At 65.1% G+C, this 23,398-nt stretch carries 16 protein-coding genes; 8 read left to right on the plus strand and 8 right to left on the minus strand.

All coding sequences use genetic code 11. The annotated features are described in order from the left end of the window. Positions 1 to 53 precede the first annotated feature (53 nt). The 6 genes from selO (at position 54) to PNI01S_RS16815 (ending at position 7,165) form a co-directional block, all read left to right on the plus strand. Positions 54 to 1,514 carry a protein adenylyltransferase SelO gene (selO, locus tag PNI01S_RS16790; protein WP_084358657.1) on the plus strand — a complete coding sequence of 487 codons (1,461 nt, stop codon included), beginning with the start codon at positions 54 to 56 and terminating at the stop codon, positions 1,512 to 1,514. A gap of 122 nt (positions 1,515 to 1,636) precedes the next feature. Next, positions 1,637 to 2,914, plus strand: a complete 1,278-nt coding sequence (locus tag PNI01S_RS16795) for a bifunctional O-acetylhomoserine aminocarboxypropyltransferase/cysteine synthase (RefSeq protein ID WP_038803338.1) — start codon at positions 1,637 to 1,639, stop codon at positions 2,912 to 2,914. Between the two features lie 505 nt (positions 2,915 to 3,419). Further along, positions 3,420 to 5,204 carry a methyl-accepting chemotaxis protein gene (locus PNI01S_RS16800; protein WP_414602895.1) on the plus strand — a complete coding sequence of 595 codons (1,785 nt, stop codon included), beginning with the start codon at positions 3,420 to 3,422 and terminating at the stop codon, positions 5,202 to 5,204. Positions 5,205 to 5,314: 110 nt separating this feature from the next. Next, positions 5,315 to 5,749, plus strand: coding sequence for a thioredoxin TrxC (gene trxC / locus PNI01S_RS16805; RefSeq protein ID WP_024764133.1), 435 nt, complete (start codon positions 5,315 to 5,317; stop codon positions 5,747 to 5,749). A gap of 83 nt (positions 5,750 to 5,832) precedes the next feature. Beyond that, positions 5,833 to 6,279 (plus strand): YiiD C-terminal domain-containing protein, encoded by a 447-nt coding sequence (locus tag PNI01S_RS16810; RefSeq protein ID WP_084358658.1) that lies wholly within the window; start codon positions 5,833 to 5,835, stop codon positions 6,277 to 6,279. Between the two features lie 76 nt (positions 6,280 to 6,355). Continuing rightward, positions 6,356 to 7,165 (plus strand): universal stress protein, encoded by an 810-nt coding sequence (locus tag PNI01S_RS16815; protein WP_084358659.1) that lies wholly within the window; start codon positions 6,356 to 6,358, stop codon positions 7,163 to 7,165. A gap of 4 nt (positions 7,166 to 7,169) precedes the next feature. Here the strand turns inward: PNI01S_RS16815 and PNI01S_RS16820 are convergent, their stop codons facing one another. Further along, positions 7,170 to 7,937, minus strand: a complete 768-nt coding sequence (locus PNI01S_RS16820; RefSeq protein ID WP_024764136.1) for a ParA family protein — start codon at positions 7,935 to 7,937, stop codon at positions 7,170 to 7,172. Positions 7,938 to 8,031: 94 nt separating this feature from the next. Continuing rightward, entirely contained in the window at positions 8,032 to 8,940 is a 909-nt protein-coding gene (locus tag PNI01S_RS16825; RefSeq protein WP_024764137.1) for a LysR family transcriptional regulator, read from the minus strand. A 228-nt stretch (positions 8,941 to 9,168) separates the two neighbouring features. On the opposite strand from PNI01S_RS16825, the gene PNI01S_RS16830 reads away from it, so the two are divergent. After that, positions 9,169 to 10,512 carry an MFS transporter gene (locus PNI01S_RS16830; protein WP_231387535.1) on the plus strand — a complete coding sequence of 448 codons (1,344 nt, stop codon included), beginning with the start codon at positions 9,169 to 9,171 and terminating at the stop codon, positions 10,510 to 10,512. Positions 10,513 to 10,755: 243 nt separating this feature from the next. Further along, a complete protein-coding gene (gabP, locus tag PNI01S_RS16835; protein ID WP_038803337.1) occupies positions 10,756 to 12,147 on the plus strand; it encodes a GABA permease in 1,392 nt (463 codons plus the stop codon). A gap of 253 nt (positions 12,148 to 12,400) precedes the next feature. Here the strand turns inward: gabP and hemE are convergent, their stop codons facing one another. The 6 genes from hemE to aroK all read right to left on the minus strand — a co-directional run bounded on the left by hemE (position 12,401) and on the right by aroK (position 23,393). Next, on the minus strand, positions 12,401 to 13,465 hold the full coding sequence (gene hemE, locus PNI01S_RS16840; RefSeq protein WP_084358660.1) for a uroporphyrinogen decarboxylase: 1,065 nt from the start codon (positions 13,463 to 13,465) through the stop codon (positions 12,401 to 12,403). A 188-nt stretch (positions 13,466 to 13,653) separates the two neighbouring features. Further along, a complete protein-coding gene (locus PNI01S_RS16845) occupies positions 13,654 to 15,087 on the minus strand; it encodes an FAD-dependent oxidoreductase (RefSeq protein ID WP_084358661.1) in 1,434 nt (477 codons plus the stop codon). Between the two features lie 27 nt (positions 15,088 to 15,114). Next, positions 15,115 to 19,560 (minus strand): glutamate synthase large subunit, encoded by a 4,446-nt coding sequence (gene gltB, locus PNI01S_RS16850; RefSeq protein WP_084358662.1) that lies wholly within the window; start codon positions 19,558 to 19,560, stop codon positions 15,115 to 15,117. 462 nt (positions 19,561 to 20,022) lie between these two features. Further along, positions 20,023 to 21,711: an AAA family ATPase gene (locus tag PNI01S_RS16855; protein ID WP_084358663.1), complete on the minus strand. Its 1,689-nt coding sequence runs from the start codon at positions 21,709 to 21,711 to the stop codon at positions 20,023 to 20,025. A 6-nt stretch (positions 21,712 to 21,717) separates the two neighbouring features. Then, the gene (aroB, locus tag PNI01S_RS16860) at positions 21,718 to 22,824 is read right to left on the minus strand and encodes a 3-dehydroquinate synthase (RefSeq protein ID WP_024764143.1); all 1,107 of its coding nucleotides are present in this window, start codon (positions 22,822 to 22,824) and stop codon (positions 21,718 to 21,720) included. Positions 22,825 to 22,874: 50 nt separating this feature from the next. Then, the gene (gene aroK, locus PNI01S_RS16865) at positions 22,875 to 23,393 is read right to left on the minus strand and encodes a shikimate kinase AroK (RefSeq protein WP_024764144.1); all 519 of its coding nucleotides are present in this window, start codon (positions 23,391 to 23,393) and stop codon (positions 22,875 to 22,877) included. Positions 23,394 to 23,398 lie beyond the last annotated feature (5 nt).

Here is a 23,398-nt window from a genome sequence, read left to right on the forward strand (position 1 = left end):
GACGCCTCCGGACATATCCGAGCACAATACTCGGACATGTCCGGAGTTAGCCTGTGAAAAAGCTCGACGAACTCGCCTTCGATAACCGCTTCGCCCGCCTGGGCGACGTGTTTTCCACCGAAGTCCTGCCCGATCCCATCGCCGACCCGCGCCTGGTCGTCGCCAGCCGCTCGGCCATGGCCCTGCTCGATCTCGACCCGAGCGAGGCGGATACCCCGGTGTTCGCGGAAATCTTCGCCGGCCACAAGCTCTGGGAAGAAGCCGAGCCGCGCGCCATGGTCTATTCCGGGCACCAGTTCGGCTCCTACAACCCACGCCTGGGCGACGGCCGCGGGCTGCTGCTGGGCGAAGTGGTCAATGCTGCAGGCGAGCACTGGGACCTGCACCTCAAGGGCGCCGGGCAGACCCCCTACTCGCGCATGGGCGACGGCCGCGCCGTGCTGCGCTCGTCGATCCGCGAGTTCCTCGCCAGCGAATACCTCAACGCCCTCGGCATCCCCAGCAGCCGCGCCCTGTGCGTCACCGGATCCAGTACCACGGTGTGGCGCGAGACCCGGGAAACCGGCGCCATGCTGCTGCGCATGGCGCCCAGCCACGTGCGCTTCGGCCACTTCGAGTACTTCTACTACACCCAGCAGGAAGAGCAGTTGAAGACGCTCGGCGAGTTCGTCCTGCGCGAGTATTTCCCCGACAGCCTGAACGACGAGAAGCCCTACCTGGCATTCTTCCGCGAAGTGGTCGAGCGCAACGCGCAGATGATCGCCTGCTGGCAGGCCTACGGTTTCTGCCACGGCGTGATGAACACCGACAACATGTCGATCCTCGGCATCACCTTCGACTACGGCCCCTACGCCTTCCTCGACGACTTCGACGCCAACCACATCTGCAACCACTCCGACGACACCGGCCGCTACTCCTTCAGCAACCAGGTGCCCATCGCCCACTGGAACCTCGCCGCGCTGGGCCAGACGCTGGTGCACTTCGTCGAAGTCGATGACCTGCGCGCCACGCTGGACCTGTTCCTGCCACTGTACCAGGCCCACTACCTGGACCTGATGCGCCGGCGCCTGGGCTTCACCACTGCCGAGGATGGCGACCTGGAGCTAGTACAGCGCCTGCTGCAGAGCATGCAGAAAGGCGCGGTGGACTACTCGCTGTTCTTCCGCCGCCTCGGCGAGCAGGCGCCGGAGCAGGCGCTGGCCGTGGTGCGTGACGACTTCGTCGACCTGGCCGGCTTCGACGCCTGGGCCGCCGACTACCGCGCTCGCGTCGAGCGCGAAGGCGGCAGCCAGGACGAACGCCGCGCGCGCATGCACGCCGTCAACCCGCTTTACGTCCTGCGCAACTACCTCGCCCAGGAAGCCATCACAGCCGCCGAGCAGGGCGACTTCAGCGTCGTGCGCCGCCTGCATGAAGTGCTCAGCCGGCCCTTCGAAGAGCAGCCCGACGCCGAAGCCTTCACCCGCCGTCCGCCGGACTGGGGCAAGCATCTGGAGATCAGTTGCTCCTCCTGAGCCGGTTATAAGCTCAGCCAAAAGCGATCTAGCGACGCCCTGGCCAGATTGCTCCCGGTCATTGACCAGGGCCGGGCGCCGCTCGCATCCTCGGGGCTTTCTGCCACAAGGACGCTCGAACAATGAAACCGGAAACCCTGGCCATCCACGCCGGCTACAGCCCCGACCCGACCACCAAGGCCGTGGCCGTGCCGATCTACCAGACCAGCTCCTACGCCTTCGACGACACCCAGCACGGCGCCGATCTGTTCGACCTGAAGGTCGCCGGCAACATCTACACGCGAATCATGAACCCCACCAACGCGGTGCTGGAGGAGCGCGTGGCCGCGCTGGAAGGCGGCGTGGCAGCGCTGGCCGTGGCCTCTGGCATGGCCGCCATCACCTACGCCATCCAGACCGTCGCCGAAGCCGGCGACAACATCGTCTCGGTGGCCAAGCTCTACGGCGGCACCTACAACCTGCTCGCCCACACCCTGCCGCGCTTCGGCATCCAGACCCGCTTCGCGCCGCATGACGACATCGCCGCCCTCGAAGCGCTGATCGACGAACGCACCAAGGCGGTGTTCTGCGAATCCATCGGTAACCCGGCCGGCAACATCGTCGACCTGCAGGCCCTGGCCGACGCCGCGCACCGCCACGGTGTACCGCTGATCGTCGACAACACCGTCGCCACGCCGATCCTCTGCCGCCCGTTCGAACACGGCGCGGACATCGTGGTGCACTCGCTCACCAAGTACATCGGCGGCCACGGCACCAGCATCGGCGGCATCGTCGTCGACTCCGGCAAATTCCCCTGGGCCGAGAACAAGGAACGCTTCCCGCTGCTCAACACGCCCGACCCGTCCTATCACGGCGTGACCTACACCGAAGCCTTCGGCCCCGCCGCCTTCATCGGCCGCTGCCGTGTCGTGCCGCTGCGCAACACCGGTGCCGCGCTCTCGCCGTTCAATGCCTTCCTCATCCTGCAAGGCCTGGAAACCCTCGCCCTGCGCATGGAGCGCCACTGCGAGAACGCCGTGAAAGTCGCGCAATACCTGCAGGACCACCCGCAGGTCAGCTGGGTGAAGTATGCGGGTCTCGCCGACCACCCCGAGCAGGAACTGGCGCTGCGCTACATGGGCGGCAAGCCCGCGTCGATCCTCTCGTTCGGCATCAAGGGCGGGCAGGAAGCCGGCGCGCGCTTCATCGATGCGCTGAACCTGGTGGTGCGCCTGGTCAACATCGGCGACGCCAAGTCCCTGGCCTGCCACCCGGCCTCGACCACCCACCGCCAGCTCAACGACGAAGAACTGCAGAAGGCCGGCGTACCGCGCGACATGGTGCGCCTGTCCATCGGCATCGAGCACATCGACGACATCCTCGCCGACCTCGCCCAGGCGCTTGACGCCGCCAAGGCCTGATCCCGTGGCAACCGAATGAGGCGCCAGGCCGGCGCCTCATTCGCGGGTCAGCGCCCCTGCAATATCTCTTTGCCATCATTTTGCAGACGAGCCCACTGGCCTTTCCGTAGAATGCCGCGCAGCGCCGCAAGCCAGAGCGCGACCGCACCCAGCGACACGCCAGCGAACAGGGATTTCGTCCGCCTTTCCCCGCCCATTCCTCTCCGACCCTCCTTCCAGGCGCCGGCCGGCGGATAACTTTTTTCGCCCGTGACCATACGGTTCCGCCCGATCCTGCCGATAGGGCTTGGACGTGGTTCGCCACCCTGGCCCCCAACAAGAACAATCTCCGAACGGCCTGACTTCACACAACCTTTCCTGGAGATCGTCAATGAACACCTGGATTTCCAACCTGAGCGTGAATCTCAAGTTGGCCCTGGGCTTCGGCCTGGTCCTCGCCTTCACCGCCATCCTCGCCATCGTCAGTTGGGTCGGCCTCGGCTCGCTGATCGACCGCAGCAACTGGATGAGCGATATCACCGAGCTGAACTCGCGCCTGACCAAGCTGCGCATCACCCGCCTGCAGTACATGATCGCCGACGGCGCCGAGCAGGAAGCCGCCAACGTCATGTCCACCCTGGCCGACTTCAAGGCGCAGCAGCAGAAACTGCGCGCCTCCTTCGTCAGCCCCGAGAACGTGCGCCTGCTCGACCAGCTCGGCGGCGTCATCGCCGACTACGAGAAATCCCTGGCCGCCATGCGCGCCGGCTACCAGAGCGCCGGCATCACCCGAGGCGCCCTGCAGGACAACGCCACGCGTGCCGCCGAACTCACGGCCACCATCCAGCAGGACGTACTCAAGGCCCCCGCGGACGAAGAGCGCGCCACCCGCTTCCAGGCCATTACCGGTACCCGTGAAGACCTGCTGCAGGCCCGCTACGACGTGCGCGATTACCTGGCCACGGCCCTCACCAGCAACGGTGACGGCGTGACCCGCGGCCTGGACGAAAGCATCGCCGGCCTGCCGGCCCTGGAAAGCGTCCTCGGCGTCGCCGAAGCGCAGTACGTCCAGCAACTGGGCACTGCCCTGCGCGCCTATCGCGATGCCGTCACCACCCTGCGCGGCAACATGGCCGCCATCGTCCAGGCACGCAAGGAAATGACCAGCCAGGGCCAGGACATCGTCAAGATCAGCGAGAATCTCTACCAACTCCAGCTCGATCGCCGCGACGCCGAAAGCGCCAGCGCACGTAGCCTGCAAGCTCTGTTCACCCTGCTCGCGCTGGTCCTGGGCGGAATCGCCGCGCTGATCATCACCCGCCAGATCACCCGCCCGCTGCAGGAAACCATGGCTGTGGTCGACCGCATCGCCGCCGGCGACCTGTCGCAGACCGTCCAGGTCACCCGCCGCGACGAGCTCGGCCGCCTGCAGCAAAGCATGCAGCGCATGAGCCAGAGCCTGCGCGAGCTGATCGGTGGCATCCGCGACGGCGTCACCCAGATCGCCAGCGCCGCCGAAGAACTCTCCGCCGTCACCGAGCAGACCAGCGCCGGCGCGAACACCCAGAAGGTCGAGACCGACCAGGTCGCCACCGCCATGCACGAGATGTCCGCCACCGTGCAGGAGGTAGCGCGCAACGCCGAGCAGGCCTCCCAGGCCGCCTCCGCCGCCGACCACCAGGCCCAGGACGGCGACCGCGTGGTGAACAAGGCCGTGGAGCAGATCGAGCGTCTCGCCGAGGAAGTCGAACGCTCCGCCGAGGCCATGCAGCGCCTGGAACAGGAGAGCGAGAAGATCGGCAAGGTCATGGACGTGATCAAGTCGGTGGCCGAGCAGACCAACCTGCTGGCCCTCAACGCCGCCATCGAGGCCGCCCGCGCGGGCGAAGCCGGTCGTGGTTTCGCCGTGGTCGCCGACGAAGTACGCGGGCTGGCCCAGCGCACCCAGCAATCCACCGAAGAAATCGAAGCCCTGGTCGCCGGCCTGCAGAGCGGCACCCGCCAGGTCTCCAGCGTCATGCTCGGCAGCCGCGAACTCACCGCCAGCAGCGTCGCCCTCAGCCGCCAGGCCGGCGAGTCACTGGGCGAGATCACCCGCACCGTGTCGAACATCCAGGCGATGAACCAGCAGATCGCCACCGCTGCCGAGGAACAGAGCGCCGTGGCCGAGGAAATCAGCCGCAGCGTGGTCAACGTGCGCGACGTCTCCGAACAGACCGCCTCGGCCAACGAAGAAGTCGCCGCCTCCAGCGTCGAACTGGCGCGCCTGGGCGGGCAGTTGCAGACGCTGGTCAGCCACTTCCGCGTGTGATGTGAATGGGCCGACGCTCCGTCGGCCCACCTTCGGAAAAGCATTCAACGTACCGTTGAGATCGGAGCTTGGAGGCTCCATCTTTGCTCCATAGACTCTGGAGCCTCGCCATGTCCGATTCCCTGATCATCCCCTGCCCGAACTGCAACGGCCTCAATCGCGTGCCCGCCGCGCGCCTGGCTGACTCGCCCAGCTGCGGGCGCTGCCAGGCGCCGATCGTGCTGGATACGCCGTTCGACCTTGATGAAGCCGGTTTCACCGCCCAGGCCAAGGGCGATCTGCCGTTGCTGGTGGACGTGTGGGCCGACTGGTGCGGGCCGTGCAAGGGCTTTGCGCCGGTGTTCGAACAAGCGGCGGCGCGCTTGTCGGGCAAGGTACGTCTGGCCAAGCTGGACAGCGACGCCAACCCGAACCTCTCCACGCGCCTGGGGATTCGCTCGATTCCCAGCCTGATCCTGCTGCGCAATGGCCAGGAAGTGGCGCGCCAGAGCGGTGCGATGCCTCTGCCACAGCTGCTCGACTGGCTGTCGCGCCAGGGCATCTGAGGGCGAGCGTTTCGGTCAATCGGTGCGGTCATTGCCAGACCGCACACGCGGGCTAGGCTTGGGCAAAAAAACGGAGCACGCCCATGCCTTCCTACCCCGAAGACTTCATCCGCCAGCTCACCGAAGAGCACATCGCCTTCGTCAAGCGCACCGGCCTCAAGGCCGAGGTGCTGGAGCCGGGCCACGTGCGCCTGCGCATGCCGCTCAAGGGCAACGAGAACCACATCCAGAACATGTACGCCGGCGCGCTGTTCACCGTGGCCGAATTGCCCGGTGGCGTGCTGATGCTCACCAGCTTCGATGCGCGGCGCTTCTACCCCATCGTCAAGGAAGCCGGGCTGCGCTTCCTGCGCCCCGCCGCCAGTGACGTGACCGTCGATGCGCAGCTCACTGAAGCCGAAATCCAGCATATCGGCGAAGAGGCGATGCACCAAGGCAAGGCGGAGTTCGTCCTCGACCTGCAGTTGAAGGACGAAGAAGGCAATGTCGTCGCCGAAAGCCATGCCATCTATCAGCTGCGCAGTCGCTGAATCGAGCCATTGCCCTGCATCAAGGTGAAATTTCCTATGTGGCGCGACAGTGGAAGCGCCATAGAGGGAACCCACCATGTACAGGAACCTGCTCGTCGCCCATGACCTCAGTGTCGAGGCGGACATCGCGGTGCGGCGCGCTGCAAAACTGGCGCGCCAGCACGGGGCCAGCGTCACGCTGCTGCACGTCATCGAGGAATTCTTCCCCGACCGCATGATGGATACCGTCCGCGAAGCGGCTGAAGTGGCATTGCGCGATGCAGCCCGCGCCAGTGACATCGCCGACTACCAACTGGTGATACGCCAGGGGCGCGCCGCCAATACCGTCACCCAGGCGGTGCAGGAGCTGGGCGCCGACCTGCTGGTGATCGGTGCGCACCATCAGCAACTGCTCGAGCGTTTCGACGGCACCACACTGGAGCGCATCGCCCGGCATTGCCGCGCGCCGATCCTGCTCGCCGTGGAAGAGTCCGCCGCGCCTTACACCAAGGCCTTGGCTGGGCTGGACCTGTCGCACTGCTCCTGCCAGGCCTGGCGCGCCGGCTACCGCCTGCTGGAACCCGCCGCCGAGCTGCTGGCGCTCAACGCCTACCAGTCGGGCAAGAAGGCCGGCCGCGCCGACAGCCACCTGGAGACGCAGCGCGAACTGCTGCGCCAGGCGCTGCAGGATGAGCGCAAGCACGTACCGAGCACGGGGCCGCAGCTACTCTGCGCGGTGCAACAGGGCACAGCCCAGCAGGCGCTGGAAACGGCGCTGCGGGAGTGGTCGCCCGACCTGCTGATACTCGGCAGCCGCAGCCGCGGCGCCATCGAGCAAGCCATGCTGGGCAGCTCGACGCGTTACTTCCTGCGCCGGCCACCCTGCGATGTGCTGATCAGCCAGTAACCGCTCAGGCTTCCAGCAGGTTGTGCAGTTCGACGAACTGCTGGGTCAGCTTGTGCCGGGGCTCGAGGAAGATCAGCGGGGTGCACGCCTGGTGCGACTCGCGCATTTTCACCGAACTCATCAGGTAGACCGGCAGCACCGGCAGCTCCTCTTCCACCAGCTCATCCAGCAGTTGCTGCGGCAGCGTGGCGCGCGGCTGGAACTGGTTGACCACGATGCCTTCGACTTCCAGGTCTTCGTTGTGGTCCTCCTTCAGCTCTTCGATCTCCTGCAGCAGGCCATACAGCGCCTGTCGGGAGAAGCTATCGCAATCGAAGGGTATCAGGCACCGATCGGCGGCGATCAGTGCAGAAACCGTGTAGAAGTTCAGCGCCGGCGGAGTATCCAGGTAGATCCTGTCGTAGTCTTCGCCGAGCTCGTCCAGCAGTTTGCGCAGCTTGTTGATCTTGTGCTTCTGCTCGAGCTTGGGCTGCAGGTCGGCCAGCTCGGGACTGGCGGTGACGATATGCAGGTTATCGAACGGCGTCTCATAGATGTCGACCTTGCCTTTGCGGCTGAAAGGTCCGGACGAAAGCGTCTGCTTGAAGAAATCGGCGATGCCCACCGGGAGATCTTCGCCGGTCAGACCGGTGAGGTAGTGGGTGGAGTTGGCCTGGGCATCGAGGTCCACCAGCAAGGTGCGGTGGCCCTCCGCTGCGCTCACTGCCGCCAGGTTGCAGGCGATGCTGGACTTGCCGACCCCGCCCTTCTGATTGAACACCACACGCCGCATGAGCCGTCCCTCCAGGAACCAATCGAGTGCCGGTGGATTCTATGCAAAGCCCATGACAAGGGCGAGCGCAGCAGCCCGGTATATTTGCCCCTGCTCAGCGGGCGCCGTGCTGAGCCTTCACTTCCTCGGTCACCAGGTCGAAGAACGACTGCGCCAGGCGTGACGTCTCGTTGCGCCGCCGCACCAGCCATACCGAGCTGGTAGCGCCCGGATCGCTCAGGGTGCGATAGACCACGCCGTCCACCCGCGTACGGCGGAACGACGCCGGCAACATCGACACCCCCAGCCCCGCCGCCACCAGACCGATGATGGTCATCGCCTCTCCCGCTTCCTGGGCGATGCGCGGGCTGAAGCCGGCCTGTCGTGAGAGCGCCATCAGTTGGCTGTAGAGCCCCGTGCCATAGCTGCGCGGGAAGAATACGAAAGGCTCGTCTGCCAGTTCGGCGAACTCCAGGCCCTCCTGGCTGGCCTGCGCCAGCGGATGATCGGCGCGCAGCACAGCCACCAGCGGTTCGCTGAACAGCTCCACGGCCTCCAGGGTTTCCGGCAGCGGGATCGGGCGAATCAGTCCCACCTGTACGCGCTCCTCCAGCAATGCCTGCACCGCCTGCCCGCTGCTCAGCTCCTGCAGGTCCAGATGCACGTCCGGATAGGCCTGGCGGAACGCCAGAATCGCGCGCGGGATGCTGGAGGTGAACGGCGCCGACGCGGTGAAGCCGACCTTCAGTTCACCGATCTCGCCCTGATGCGCGCGCCGGGCCAGCAGCACGGCGCGGTCCACCTGCTGCAGTACCTGCCGCGCCTCGTCGAGAAACAGCTTGCCGGCCTCGGTGAGCGCCACACGGCGGTTGGTGCGCTCCAGCAGGCGCGCGCCGATCTCTTCCTCCAGCGCCTGGATCTGCTGACTCAGCGGCGGCTGGGAAATCCCCAGTTGCTCGGCCGCGCGGCCGAAGTGCAGCTCTTCCGCCACGGCGATGAAATAACGCAGGTGTCGCAGTTCCATTCCGCCCCCGCATAAGTGATTCGTAAAACGAATCAAACGTGTCGATTAATATATTGGAAATAATAAAGCCCGCTCCTTATCCTTTCCACACAAGCCCAATAACGACTACCAACCTGCTCCCTGCCTGGCCGCGCGGAACCCTGCCGCCATTCCAGGCCCTCTGCTGTCATCTACTTGAGGTGTGTCGTGAGTCAACCTGCACTGCGGGCTTTGCGGGAAGAACATCCCATGGCGGCCGAACCGACCGTCGTACAAGAACCGGTAGCCGCCAACGATCCGGCGGAGGTGCTGGCGAATCTGCGCGAGAGCGCGCGTGAAGCCAACGGCGACGTGGTGCGCGTCGTCGAGGAAATCGAAACCTACATAGAGAAAGGCACCCCGGCCTTCATGCGCACCTCGCTGGCGCTGTTCTCCGGTGGCTTCGCCACCTTCGCCCTGCTCTACTGCGTGCAGCCGATGATGCCGGTGCTGTCCAAGGCCTTTGGCCTGACCGCCGCGCAGAGCAGCCTGGTACTGTCGATCTCCACCGTCACCATGGCCTTCGGCCTGCTCGTCACCGGGCCGATCTCCGACGCCATCGGACGCAAGCCGATCATGGTTGCTTCGCTGGTCCTCGCCGCCCTGTTTACCATTGGCAGCTCGCTGATGCCGACCTGGCACGGCGTGCTGGCCATGCGCGCGCTGCTCGGCCTGTCCCTCAGCGGCCTGGCGGCGGTGGGCATGACCTACCTTTCCGAGGAAATCCACCCGCAACACATCGGGCTGTCCATGGGGCTGTACATCGGCGGCAACGCCATCGGCGGCATGAGCGGCCGCTTGATCAGCGGCGTGCTGGTGGACTACGTGAACTGGCACGTGGCGCTAGCCACCCTGGGTGTGCTCGCCCTGGCCGCGGCGCTGCTGTTCTGGCGCATCCTTCCCGAATCGAAGAACTTCCGTCCGGCACCGCTCAAGCCACGCCGGCTCATCGAGGGATTCACCGGACATTTCCGCGATGCCGGCCTGCCCTGGCTGTTTCTCGAAGCCTTCCTGCTGATGGGTGCCTTCGTCACCCTGTTCAACTACATCGGCTATCGCCTGCTGGCTGAGCCTTATCACCTGAGCCAGGCCATCGTCGGCGTGCTCTCGCTGGTCTACCTCTCGGGCATCTACAGTTCGGCGTGGGTCGGTTCGCTGGCCGACAAGCTGGGTCGGCGCAAGGTGCTCTGGGCGATGATCGCGCTGATGCTCGGCGGCGTGCTGATCACCCTACTGCAACCGCTGGCCGTGGTCCTGGTCGGTCTGCTGATCTTCACCTTCGGCTTCTTCGGCGCGCATTCGGTGGCCAGCAGCTGGATCGGCCGCCGCGCTCTGAAGGCCAAAGGCCAGGCCTCCTCTCTGTACCTGTTCAGCTACTACGTCGGCTCCAGCGTCGCCGGCACCGCTGGCGGGCTGTTCTGGCACCAGTACGGTTGGAACGGCGTGGGCCTGTTCATCGCCAGCCTGCTGGGCATCGGCCTGCTGGTGGCCCTGCACCTGGCACGCCTGCCAGTGTTACCGCGCGACCTTCCTGCACCCAACAAAGCTGGGTAGTTTCTACACACACGACATCGTGCATGTCTTAAAACGACATGGAACTGTCGTGCAAAGACATTAATCTCAGATCCGATAACGCCTGCCAGGCGGGCGTTGTAGGATAAATTTCCAACCTACGACTTAAGTCGTAACAAAGTGTGGCGCGATCCTTGCGTTCACAATGTCGAACGACTTGTTGGAATCCTGAAACGGACCTCGACTCCCGCAGTACGCAATTCCCTCCGTAGTTGTAGGTAAAGCATGAGCAGCACCCCAACCTCCGGGCTCTCCCAGGGCCTGCAAAATCGTCACGTCACGATGCTTTCGATCGCCGGCGCCATCGGCGCAGGCCTGTTCGTAGGCTCCGGCCACGCCATCGCCGAAGCCGGCCCGGCCGTCATGATTTCCTATCTGGTCGCCGGCCTGCTGGTGGTCCTGGTGATGCGCATGCTGGCCGAAATGGCCGTCGCGCAGCCGGACAGCGGCTCCTTCTCCACCTACGCCGACCGTGCCATCGGGCACTGGGCCGGTTTCACCATCGGCTGGTTGTACTGGTGGTTCTGGGTCCTGGTGATCCCGCTGGAGGCCAACGCCGCCGCGGCCATCATCCACGCCTGGTTCCCCGGCGCGCCGATCTGGGTGCTGGCCTTCCTGATCACCTCCGCGCTGACCGTGACCAACCTGTTCAGCGTGAAGAACTACGGTGAGTTCGAGTTCTGGCTGGCGCTGATCAAGGTCGTCTCGATCATCGCCTTCCTGGTGCTGGGCTGCGCGGCCATTTTCGGCTTCTCGCCCAACAGCGAAGTCTCCGGCATCGGCCACCTGACCAGCGAAGGCTTCCTGCCCAAGGGCTGGGGCGCCGTGCTCGCGGCGCTGCTGACCACCATGTTCTCCTTCATGGGCTCGGAAATCGTCACCATCGCCGCCACCGAGTCCAAGGACCCGGAGCAGCAGATCACCCGTGCCACCAACTCGGTAATCTGGCGTATCGCGCTGTTCTACCTGCTGTCGATCCTGATCGTGGTCTGCCTGGTGCCGTGGAACGACCCGCGCCTGGTGAGCATGGGCTCCTACCAGACCGTGCTGGAACACCTGCACATCCCGTACGCCAAGCTGATCGTCGACATCATCGTCCTCGTCTCGGTAACCAGCTGCCTGAACTCGGCGCTCTACACCGCTTCGCGCATGATGTACTCGCTGAGCAAGCGCGGCGATGCACCGAAGATCGCCCAGGTAACCAGCGTCAGCCGTACTCCGGTGTATGCCGTGCTGCTGTCCACCGCCATGGCGTTCCTCTGCACCTTCGCCAACTACCTCGCCCCGGCCGAAGTGTTCAACTTCCTGCTGGCCAGTTCCGGCGCCATCGCCCTGCTGGTGTACCTGGTGATCGCCCTGTCGCAGCTGCGCATGCGCAAGAAGCTGCTCGCCCAGGGCCACCAGCTGAAGCTGAAGATGTGGCTGTTCCCCTGGCTGACCTGGGCGGTGATTCTGTTCATCGTCGGCGCCCTGGTGATCATGCTGATCCGTCCGGATCACCGCATGGAAGTGGTCGCCACTACCCTGCTGACCGTCGTAGTGGTCTGCTCCGGCCTGCTGGTGTCCAACCGCCGCAAGGCCCAGCGCGCCGCCGGCCTGGTGGGCGATGCCGCGTGACGCGCTCTGATGGGGCCTGATGCTCCATGAGGGAACGAAAAGCCCCGCTGTGAAGCGGGGCTTTTTTGTTGTCGGGGAAAGCCTCTGCTGTTCGGGCCGATCACGGACGGAGTCCGCTCCCACACGCGGATTGGCTTTTGCCGGTGCGAGGTTGGTTTGCGATACGCCGGCAGGCCCGGTGCCGGGTCGCGAACCCCGGAGCCAGAAACGAAAAAGCCCCGCATCCGCGGGGCTTTTCAGTTCGGCATCAGGCTCAGTGGTACTGTGCCGACAGCTCGTGCACGGCCTCGAAGAAGGCACCGGCATGGGCCGGGTCGACTTCCGGGGTGATGCCGTGGCCGAGGTTGAACACGTGGCCATTGCCGTTACCAAAGGCACCGAGGATGCGTGCGACTTCAGTGCGAATGGCGTCCGGCTTGGCGTAAAGCACTGCCGGGTCCATGTTGCCCTGCAGGGCAACCTTGTCGCCGACGCGGGCGCGGGCGCTGCCGATATCGCAGGTCCAGTCCAGGCCCAGGGCTTCGGCGCCGGTATTGGCCATGGACTCCAGCCAGAGGCCGCCACCCTTGGTGAAGAGGATCACCGGCACACGGCGGCCTTCGTGTTCGCGGATCAGACCGTCGACGATCTTCTGCATGTAGGCCAGGGAGAACTCCTGGTAGGCCGCCGCCGACAGCGCACCACCCCAGGAATCGAAGATCTGCACCGCCTGTGCGCCGGCAAGGATCTGGCCGTTGAGGTAGCTGGTGACCGACTGGGCCAGCTTGTCCAACAGCGCGTGCAGGGCCTGCGGGTTGTCGTAGAGCATCGCCTTGGTCTTGCGGAAGTCACGACTGGAGCCGCCTTCGACCATGTAGGTGGCCAGGGTCCAGGGGCTGCCGGAGAAGCCGATCAGCGGGACGCGGCCATTCAGCTCGCGGCGGATGGTGCGCACGGCGTCCATCACGTAGCCCAGGTCCTTCTCCGGATCGGGGATCGGCAGGGCGTCGATGTCGGCCTGGGTGCTGACGACCTTCTTGAAGCGCGGACCTTCGCCGGTTTCGAAGTACAGGCCCTGGCCCATGGCGTCGGGGATAGTGAGGATGTCGGAGAAGAGGATCGCCGCGTCCAGCTGCGGGTAGCGGTCCAGCGGCTGCAGGGTCACTTCGCAGGCCATCTGCGGGTTCATGCACAGGCTCATGAAGTCACCGGCCTTGGCGCGCGTGGCGCGGTACTCCGGCAGGTAGCGGCCGGCCTGGCGCATCATCCAGACGGGGGTGACATCGACGGGCTGCTTGAGCAGGGCGCGGAGGAAGCGATCGTTCTTCAGGGCAGTCATAACGGCATCCGGAAAAAAAGTGCGGGCATTTTCGCAAAGCCCAAACGAAAAGGCACGGCGGGTGCCGTGCCTTTCGTCCATCGCGACAGTTTGTCGCTGCGCCATTCTCGTAGGGCGCATAACGCCACAGGCGTTATCCGCCGCGGCGGATAAGGCATTCTGCCTTATTCGCCCTACAGGGAACGCACTCAGACGCCCAGGTAGTCGAGGATACCTTCGGCTGCCGTGCGGCCTTCGAAGATCGCCGTCACCACCAGGTCGGAACCACGGACCATGTCGCCGCCAGCGAAGATCTTCGGGTTGCTGGTCTGGTGCTTGAACTGCGCGGCGGCCGGGGCGATGACACGGCCCTGGCTGTCGATTTCCACCTGGTGCTGGTCGAACCACGGCGCCGGGCTCGGACGGAAGCCGAAGGCGATCAGCACGGCTTCGGCCGGGATGATTTCCTCGGAGCCCGGGATCGGCTCGGGGCTGCGGCGGCCACGGGCGTCCGGTTCACCGAGACGGGTCTCGACCACCTTCACGCCTTCCACCTTGTCCTCGCCGACAATGGCGATGGGCTGGCGGTTGAAGAGGAACTTCACGCCTTCTTCCTTGGCGTTCTTCACCTCTTTGCGCGAGCCGGGCATGTTCTCTTCGTCACGACGGTAGGCGCAGGTCACGCTCTTGGCGCCCTGGCGAATCGAGGTGCGGTTGCAGTCCATCGCGGTGTCGCCACCGCCCAGTACCACGACGCGCTTGCCCTTCATGTCGACGAAGTCTTCCGGCGACTTCTCGAAGCCCAGGTTGCGGTTCACGTTGGCGATCAGGAAGTCCAGCGCGTCGTGCACGCCGGGCAGGTCCTCGCCGGGGAAGCCGCCTTTCATGTAGGTGTAGGTGCCCATGCCCATGAACACGGCATCGTACTCATCGAGCAGTTGCGACAGGGTGATGTCCTTGCCGATCTCGGTGTTCAGGCGGAACTCGATGCCCATGCCGGTGAAGACTTCGCGACGGCGCGACAGCACCTGCTTCTCCAGCTTGAACTCGGGGATGCCGAAGGTCAGCAGGCCGCCGATTTCCGGGTTCTTGTCGAACACCACCGGAGTCACGCCGTTACGCACCAGCACGTCGGCGCAGCCCAGGCCCGCCGGGCCCGCACCGATCACGGCGACGCGCTTTCCGGTGGGCTTGACCTTGGACATGTCCGGGCGCCAGCCCATGGCGAAGGCGGTATCGGTGATGTACTTCTCCACCGAGCCGATGGTGACCGCGCCGAAGCCGTCGTTCAGGGTGCAGGCGCCTTCGCACAGGCGATCCTGCGGGCACACCCGGCCGCAGACTTCCGGCAGGGTGTTGGTCTGATGGGACAGTTCGGCGGCGGCGAGGATGTTGCCTTCGGAGACCAGCTTCAACCAGTTGGGGATGAAGTTGTGCACCGGGCACTTCCACTCGCAGTAGGGGTTGCCGCAGCCCAGGCAACGGTGGGCCTGGTCAGCCGCCTGTTGCGGCTTGAACAGGTCGTAGATTTCCACGAACTCGCGCTTGCGCTGGCGAAGAAGCTTCTTCTTCGGATCCTTGCGCCCGACTTCGATGAACTGGAAGTCGTTATTCAGGCGATCAGAACTCAGACGTTCAGACATTTAGAGACCTCATCAAACTTCAGGCGCTTATTGCGGGTTGGCACGGGTGCTGGTCAGCAGGGAACCGAGGCTGGCGGCCTTCGGTTTCACCAGCCAGAACCGACGCAGGTAGTCGTCGAGGTTCTCCAGCAGATGCGCGCCCCACTCGCTCGCGGTTTCCGCCACGTACTCGACCAGCACCTTGCGCAGGTGGCTGCGCTGGGCTTCCATCGCCTCGCCGCTGATCCGCTGGATCTCCACCAGCTCATGGTTCACGCGGTCAACGAAGGTGTTGTCCAGGTCGAGGACATAAGCAAAGCCACCGGTCATACCGGAGCCGAAGTTGTAGCCGGTCTTGCCCAGAACACAGATGAAACCGCCGGTCATGTACTCGCAGCAGTGGTCACCGGTGCCTTCCACGACGGCATGGGCGCCGGAGTTACGCACGCCAAAACGCTCGCCCGCGGTACCGGCGGCGAACAGCTTGCCGCCAGTGGCGCCGTACAGGCAGGTGTTGCCGACGATGGCCGACTCCTGCGACTTGAACGGGCTGCCCTTGGGCGGGGTGACGACCAGCTTGCCGCCGGTCATGCCCTTGCCCACGTAGTCGTTGGCGTCACCTTCCAGGTACAGGTGCAGGCCGCCGGCGTTCCACACGCCGAAGCTCTGGCCCGCAGTGCCCTTGAAGCGGAAGGTGATCGGCGCCTTGACCATGCCCTGGTTGCCGTGGACCTTGGCGATCTCGCCGGAAATCCGCGCGCCGATGGAACGGTCGCAGTTGCAGATATCCAGTTCGTACTCGCCGCCCTTGGCACCTTCGATGGCGCCGCGCGCCAGGTCGACCATCTTCTCGGCCAGCAGGCCCTGGTCGAACGGCGGGTTCTTCTCCACGATGCAGAACTGCGGCTTCTCGGCCGGGATCAGGTCGCTGCCCAGCAGCGGCGTGAGGTCGAGGTTGCCCTGCTTGGGCGTCTCGCCCGGGAGGATTTCCAGCAGGTCGGTGCGGCCGATCAGCTCTTCCAGGCTGCGCACGCCGAGCTTGGCCAGCCACTCGCGGGTCTCGCTGGCGATGAAGGTGAAGAAGTTCACCACCATGTCCACGGTGCCAATGAAGTGGTCCTTGCGCAGCTTGTCATTCTGGGTGGCAACGCCGGTGGCGCAGTTGTTCAGGTGGCAGATGCGCAGGTACTTGCAGCCCAGGGCGATCATCGGCGCGGTACCGAAGCCGAAGCTCTCGGCGCCGAGGATCGCCGCCTTGATGACGTCCAGGCCGGTCTTCAGGCCGCCGTCGGTCTGCACGCGGACCTTGCCGCGCAGGTCGTTGCCGCGCAGGGTCTGGTGCGCCTCGGCGAGGCCCAGCTCCCACGGCGAACCCGCGTACTTGATGGAGGTGATCGGCGATGCACCGGTACCGCCGTCGTAGCCGGAGATGGTGATCAGGTCGGCATAGGCCTTGGCCACGCCGGCGGCGATGGTGCCCACGCCCGGTTCGGACACCAGCTTCACCGAGACCAGTGCCTGCGGGTTGACCTGCTTGAGGTCGAAGATCAGTTGGGCGAGGTCTTCGATGGAGTAGATGTCGTGGTGCGGCGGCGGCGAGATCAGGGTCACGCCGGGAACTGCGTAGCGCAGGCGGGCGATCAGACCGTTGACCTTGCCGCCCGGCAGTTGGCCGCCTTCGCCGGGCTTGGCGCCCTGGGCCACCTTGATCTGCAGGACTTCAGCGTTGACCAGGTATTCCGGAGTCACGCCAAAGCGGCCGGTGGCCACCTGCTTGATCTTCGAGCTCTTCAGCGTGCCGTAGCGCGCCGGGTCCTCGCCGCCTTCACCGGAGTTGGAGCGGCCGCCCAGGCGGTTCATCGCCTCGGCCAGTGCCTCGTGGGCCTCCGGCGACAGCGCGCCGAGGGAAATGCCGGCGGCGTCGAAGCGCTTGAAGATGGCTTCCAGCGGCTCGATCTCGTCCAGGCTCAGCGGCTGCTCGGCAGGTTTCACCTTGAGCAGGTCGCGCAGCATGGACACCGGGCGGCTGTCCACCAGCGCGGTGTATTCCTTGAATTTGGCGTAGTCGCCCTGCTGCACGGCGGCCTGCAGGGTGTTCACCACGTCCGGGTTGTAGGCGTGGTACTCGCCGCCGTAGACGAACTTCAGCAGGCCGCCCTGCTGGATCGCCTTGCGGTTGTTCCAGGCTTCGTTGGCCAGCAGCTTCTGCTCGTTCTCGATGTCGAGGAAGCGCGCGCCCTGGATACGGCTCGGGGTACCCGGGAAGCACAGGCCGGTGACTTCGTCGGCCAGGCCGATGGCTTCGAACAGCTGGGCGCCACGGTAGGAGGCGATGGTGGAGATGCCCATCTTCGAGAGGATCTTCAGCATCCCCTTGGAGATGCCCTTGCGGTAGTACTTGAACACCTCGTAGAGGTCGCCCAGCACTTCGCCGGTGCGGATCAGGTCGGCCAGCACCTCGTAGGCGAGGAACGGGTAGACCGCGGACGCACCGAAGCCCACCAGCACCGCGAAGTGGTGCGGGTCACGGGCGGTGGCGGTTTCCACCAGGATGTTGGAGTCGCAGCGCAGGCCGGTCTGCACCAGGCGATGGTGCACGGCGCCGACGGCCAGGGCCGCGTGCACCGGCAGCTTGCCCGGGGCGATGTGGCGGTCGGAGAGCACCAGCAGCACCTTGCCGGCGCGCACGGCTTCCTCGGCCTGGTCGGCGATGTTGCGCACAGCCGCTTCGAGGCCGACGGTCTCGTCGTAGTTCAGGTCAATGTGGTGCAGGTCGAAGCCCGGACGCTCCAGGTTCATCAGGGTCCGCCACTTGGCCGGGGAGATCACCGGGGTGGTCAGGATCGCCTGGTTGGCGTGGTGCGGGGACTCTTCGAAGATGTTCTGCTCGATGCCCAGACAGGTTTCCAGGGACATCACGATCGCTTCGCGCAGCGGGTCGATCGGCGGGTTGGTGACCTGCGCGAAGACCTGACGGAAGTAGTCGTACGGCGAGCGGATGCGCTTGGACAGCACCGCCATCGGGGTGTCGTCGCCCATCGAGCCGACGGCCTCCTGGCCCTGCTCGGCGAGCGGGCGCAGCACCTGGTCACGCTCCTCGAAGGTGACCTGGAACATCTTCATGTACTGCTTGAGCTGGTCGCCGTCGTAGCTGGCTACGCCCTGGTCGTCGTCCAGGGTGGCCTGGATGCGCAGCGCGCTCTGGCGCAGCCACTGCTTGTACGGGTGGCGCGACTTCAGGCGGTTGTCGATGTCCTCGGTCTGCAGCAGCTGGCCAGTCTCGGTGTCCACCGCGAGGATCTGCCCCGGGCCGACACGGCCCTTGGCGATGACATCCTCGGGCTTGTAGTCCCACACGCCGATTTCCGAGGCGAGGGTGATGTAGCCGTTCTTGGTGGTGACCCAGCGCGACGGGCGCAGGCCGTTGCGGTCGAGCAGGCAGACGGCGTAGCGGCCGTCGGTCAGCACGACGCCGGCGGGACCGTCCCACGGCTCCATGTGCAGCGAGTTGAATTCGTAGAACGCGCGCAGGTCGGCGTCCATGGTCTCGACGTTCTGCCAGGCCGGCGGAATGATCATGCGCAGGCCACGGAACATGTCCATGCCGCCGGTGACCATCAGCTCGAGCATGTTGTCCATGCTGGAGGAGTCCGAACCCACGCGGTTGACCAGCGGGCCGAGCTCGTCCAGGTCCGGCATCCACTCGTTGGCGAACTTTGCACGACGGGCCTGGGCCCAGTTGCGGTTGCCGGTGATGGTGTTGATCTCGCCGTTGTGCGCCAGCAGGCGGAACGGCTGGGCCAGCGGCCATTTCGGCAGGGTGTTGGTGGAGAAGCGCTGGTGGAAGACGCAGATGGCGGTCTTCAGGCGCTCGTCGGAGAGGTCCGGATAGAAGGCGGCGAGGTCCGCCGGCATCATCAGGCCCTTATAGATGATGGTCTTGTGCGAGAAGCTGCAGACGTAGTGGTCGGCGTCCTCGGCGTTGGCCACGGAGGAACGGCGACGGGAGCTGAACAGCTTGACCGCGAATTCCTGGTCGGACAGGCCTTCGCCGCCGATGAACACCTGCTCGATCTGCGGCAGGCGCTCCAGCGCCAGGCGACCCAGCACGCTGGTGTCGATCGGCACCTTGCGCCAGCCGACCAGCGTAAGGCCCGCACGCTCGATCTCGCGGTTCATGTTCGCGCGGGCGGCTTCGGCTTTCACCGGGTCCTGGTTGAAGAAGACCATGCCCACGGCGTACTGGGCGGGCAGCTCGGCGTTGAAGGATTCCTTGGCCACGGCGCGCAGGAACTGGTCGGGCTTCTGGATCAGCAGCCCACAACCGTCCCCGGTTTTTCCGTCCGCGTTGATCCCACCTCGGTGGGTCATGCAGGTCAGTGCTTCGATGGCGGTTTGCAGAAGTTCGTGGCTTGCCTCGCCCGTCATATGGGCGATCAGACCGAATCCGCAGTTATCCTTGAACGTCTCAGGATGGTACAGACCTGCTTTCATAGGGAACTCTCACCGGCAAAACTTTTATAAATTCCAGGGTCTGCTGACGTTTCGCCATCGCCCTGTTTCGCCGTGCAGGCTCGTTTCCCGCGCACCCTAAAGGCTCGGGCCGCCTCTATCGTGCAGCGCCGTTGTAGCCCCTGGTTCACCTGGAATGACCGTTCCGCGCGAGTTGCCACGTCTTACCCAACGCGGCGGCGGTTCCGGCCCTGGCCATGACGAAACGTCAGCAGACCCTCTTCAAGCACTTCGCCTGTCTACCCGCTCAAACGGCGAGTTTCCGATAGGCAAAGGGAGGTCATTGTACACACGGGGAAAGCGACGTCACTTAATTTTTTTGACGCACTACTGACACCCGATGTCGCATTTTTATAAGAATGCAACAAAAGAAACAAGCCAATAAAAAAGCCGAGACCCAGGGTATGGGGCTCGGCTTTTTCAGTATTGCGACAGTGCGACCTTTCAGCGCGCCCCGGCGATGTCCTGCTGGATGCTGGAGAAGGGTCGGGCCCAGGGCTTGGAGGCCTGGATCTTCGCCGGCAGCTTCTTGATCGCAGCCTGGGCGGCATTACGGTCAGCGAAGTTGCCGTAGGTCACCACATAGAACGGCTTGCCCTGCAGGTTCTTGCGGAAGTAGCGGTACTCGCCACCGCCCTGCTGGCTGATGAAGGCCTTGGCACTGGCTTCGGAACCGGTGCCCAGCACCTGCACGGAGTAGCGCGACCCGGCCTGGGACTGATACCAGTTGCTGCCGCCGGCACTGCCGACGGCTGCGACGGGCTTGCTGGCGGCGGTCGCCGGCTTGGCGCTGGCAACGGTGGTGGCAGGTTTGGACGCTGCCGGCTTGGCAGTCTGGACAGGCTTGGCCGGTGCGGTAGCGGCCGGCTTGACCGGCTCCGGGCGCGGCGTAGCCGCCGGAGTCGGCGTGGGCTGGATAGCTGCCTGCTGTTGGGCGGGGGCCGGCGGAACCGGGTTCAGCGGTTTAGGGCCGTTATTGGCCAGCGGAGTCACCGGCGGCGCGGTGGTGGTCACGGTCGGCGGAATGGCTGCGGACGGCATGGCGCCTTCGTCGGCATCCTCCTGGCCGCCGGCCTGGGCCATCGGCTCGCGGATCACCGGCTGGCTTTCACCGACCAGCGGCAACGGCAGCGGCTGGTTGGAGCCAGCGAACTCCACCGACGGGCCATTACCCTGGGCATCAGGCTGCGGCTGAGCGTTCGGCTGCGGTGCAGCGCCATTCAGCGGCAGTTGCGACGAAGTCTGCGCAGCGGTGCTGCTCGCTGTCTCCGGCTTGGTGGTCTTGCCCTGCATGAACCAGGCAGCGATGACGCCAATCGCGACCACGCCCAGGATGGCCAGATGTTTCTTCGGCAGCTTGAAGCCGGCACCGGCCGCTTTGCGCTCGCCGCTACGATCCGCCAGCATCGCCTCGATCATCGCGTCGCGGGCGGTCTGGTTGATAGTGCCCGGCCAACCACCGGATTGTTCGTGAATGTCGGCCAGCAGGTCGGCGGAGATCAGCTCGATGCCCTGCCCCGCGCCTTCCAGGCGCTGCGCTAGGTACTCGCGGGTCTCTTCCTCGCTGTAGGGTTGCAGTTCGATGGCATGGAAGCGCTCCTCGCCTTCGGACAGCACTTCCAGGCGCGACAGCAACTCGGGCTCGCCGAACAGGAAGACGTGCAGGCGCGCTTCGGAGTTGCCGGCAGCCAGCAGCAGCAGGACTTCGAGGGCGTCGTCGCGCAGTTGCTCGGCGTCGTCCACCAGCAGATAAACGTCCTGCCCGGTGATCGCCAACTGGGCGACCTTGGCGAGGATCGCCTCGATGCTGGTCTGGGTGATACCCAGGCCTTGCGCGAGCTGCCGCAGCAGAGTGGCTTCGTCGGTCACTGAGCGACCGGAAATCACCACACTGGAGACGGCGTCCTTGTTGGTGCTGGCCACCAGCGCCTGGCGCAGCAGCGTCTTGCCGCTGCCCAGCGGGCCGGTGACGGCCAGCAGCAGGTGGCTGTAGCGCGCTAGGTGGTGCAGCTGGCCCAGTACGGGCTTGCGCTGCGCCGGGAAGAACTTGAAGCCCGGGACCCGCGGTGCGAACGGATCGTGGCTGAACTGGTAGTGGGCCAGGAAGGCCTCATCGGCATGCAAGCTGGACATGGGACCTCAGTGTTCTCCTGCCTGACCGACCAGTGCCTGGTAGTCAGCGCGCAGTGTTTCTTCCAGAATCTCACGGGGGAATTCGGCGGTCACGACCGCGCCCCCCAGCCCTTGGAGCAATACCAGACGCAAACGGCCATCGAGCACTTTCTTGTCGACAGCCATGTGCTCGAGAAAATGCTCGGCGTTCATTTCCTGCGGCGGGACCACCGGCAGTTTCGCCGCAGCAAGCAGGCGGATACCGCGGTCGAGTTCGGCCTTTGTCAGCCATCCCAGCCGATGCGACATCTCAAGTGCCATCACGGTTCCCGCACCCACCGCCTCACCGTGCAACCAGACGCCATAACCCATGTGGGTCTCGATGGCGTGGCCGAAGGTGTGGCCCAGGTTGAGCGTGGCGCGGACGCCGGTTTCCTTCTCGTCGGCGCCGACCACTCGCGCCTTGGCGGCGCAGGAGCGCTCGATGGCCTCGGTCAGCGCGGTGGGCTCCAACGCCAGGAGGTCATCCATGTGCGCTTCCAGCCAGGTGAGGAAGGGCTCGTCGCAGATGAAGCCGTACTTGACCACTTCCGCCAAGCCCGCCGACAGCTCGCGCGGCGGCAGGGTCTTCAGGGTCGCGGTATCGATGACCACGGCCTGGGGCTGGTAGAAGGCCCCGACCATGTTCTTGCCCAGCGGGTGGTTGATGCCGGTCTTGCCGCCGACCGAGGAGTCCACCTGGGACAGCAGGGTGGTCGGCACCTGGATAAAGTCGACACCACGCTGGTAACAGGCCGCCGCGAAACCGGTCATGTCGCCGATGACGCCACCGCCCAGTGCAATCAGGGTGGTCTTGCGGTCATGGCGCGCGGTCAGCAGGCCATCGAAGATCAGTTGCAGGGTTTCCCACTGCTTGTAGGCCTCTCCGTCGGGGAGCACGACCGTGGTGACCTTGTAGCCGGCCAGGGTCTTCTGCAGTCGATCCAGGTACAGCGGCGCGATGGTTTCGTTGGTGACGATGGCTACCTGGCGGCCGCGAATATGCGGCTCGAAGTAGCGCGGATCGTCCAGCAGCCCTTCACCGATGTAGATCGGGTAGCTGCGATCGGCCAGATCGACGTTGAGTGTGCGCATGAAACCCCCAGGCAAGAAAGGGGACTAGGATACCGCAGATTGCAGCGCCGTTAATGGCGCTCAAGCTCACGCAACCGCTCCAGAATCTCCAGTACGACCAGGCGTGGAGGCCGCTCGTCGGTTTCGATGATCACGTCGGCGATTTCGCGATAGAGCGGGTCGCGCATCTGCATGAGATCACGAAGGATCTGGTCCGGATTGGGCTTCTGCAGCAGCGGGCGATTCTTGTCGCGCGCCGTGCGGGAAATCTGCTGTTCGACCGAGGCGTGCAGGTAGATCACCTTGCCGCCGGCCTTGAGGATGAGCCGATTGGCGTCGCGCATCACCGCGCCGCCACCGGTGGCAATGACCATGCCCCCTTCATCGCACAACTCGGCCAGCATCGCCTGCTCACGCTCACGGAAGCCCGCCTCGCCCTCGACATCGAATATCCAGGGGATGTTGGCTCCGCAGCGCTGCTCGATCTCTTTATCCGAATCTTTGAAGACGAGGTGAAGCTCTTTGGCGAGAAGACGCCCGATGGTGCTTTTACCAGCCCCCATCGGGCCTACCAGAATCAAATTGGACACGACAT

It is taken from the genome of Pseudomonas nitroreducens NBRC 12694, assembly GCF_002091755.1.
Lineage (GTDB): Bacteria > Pseudomonadota > Gammaproteobacteria > Pseudomonadales > Pseudomonadaceae > Pseudomonas > Pseudomonas nitroreducens.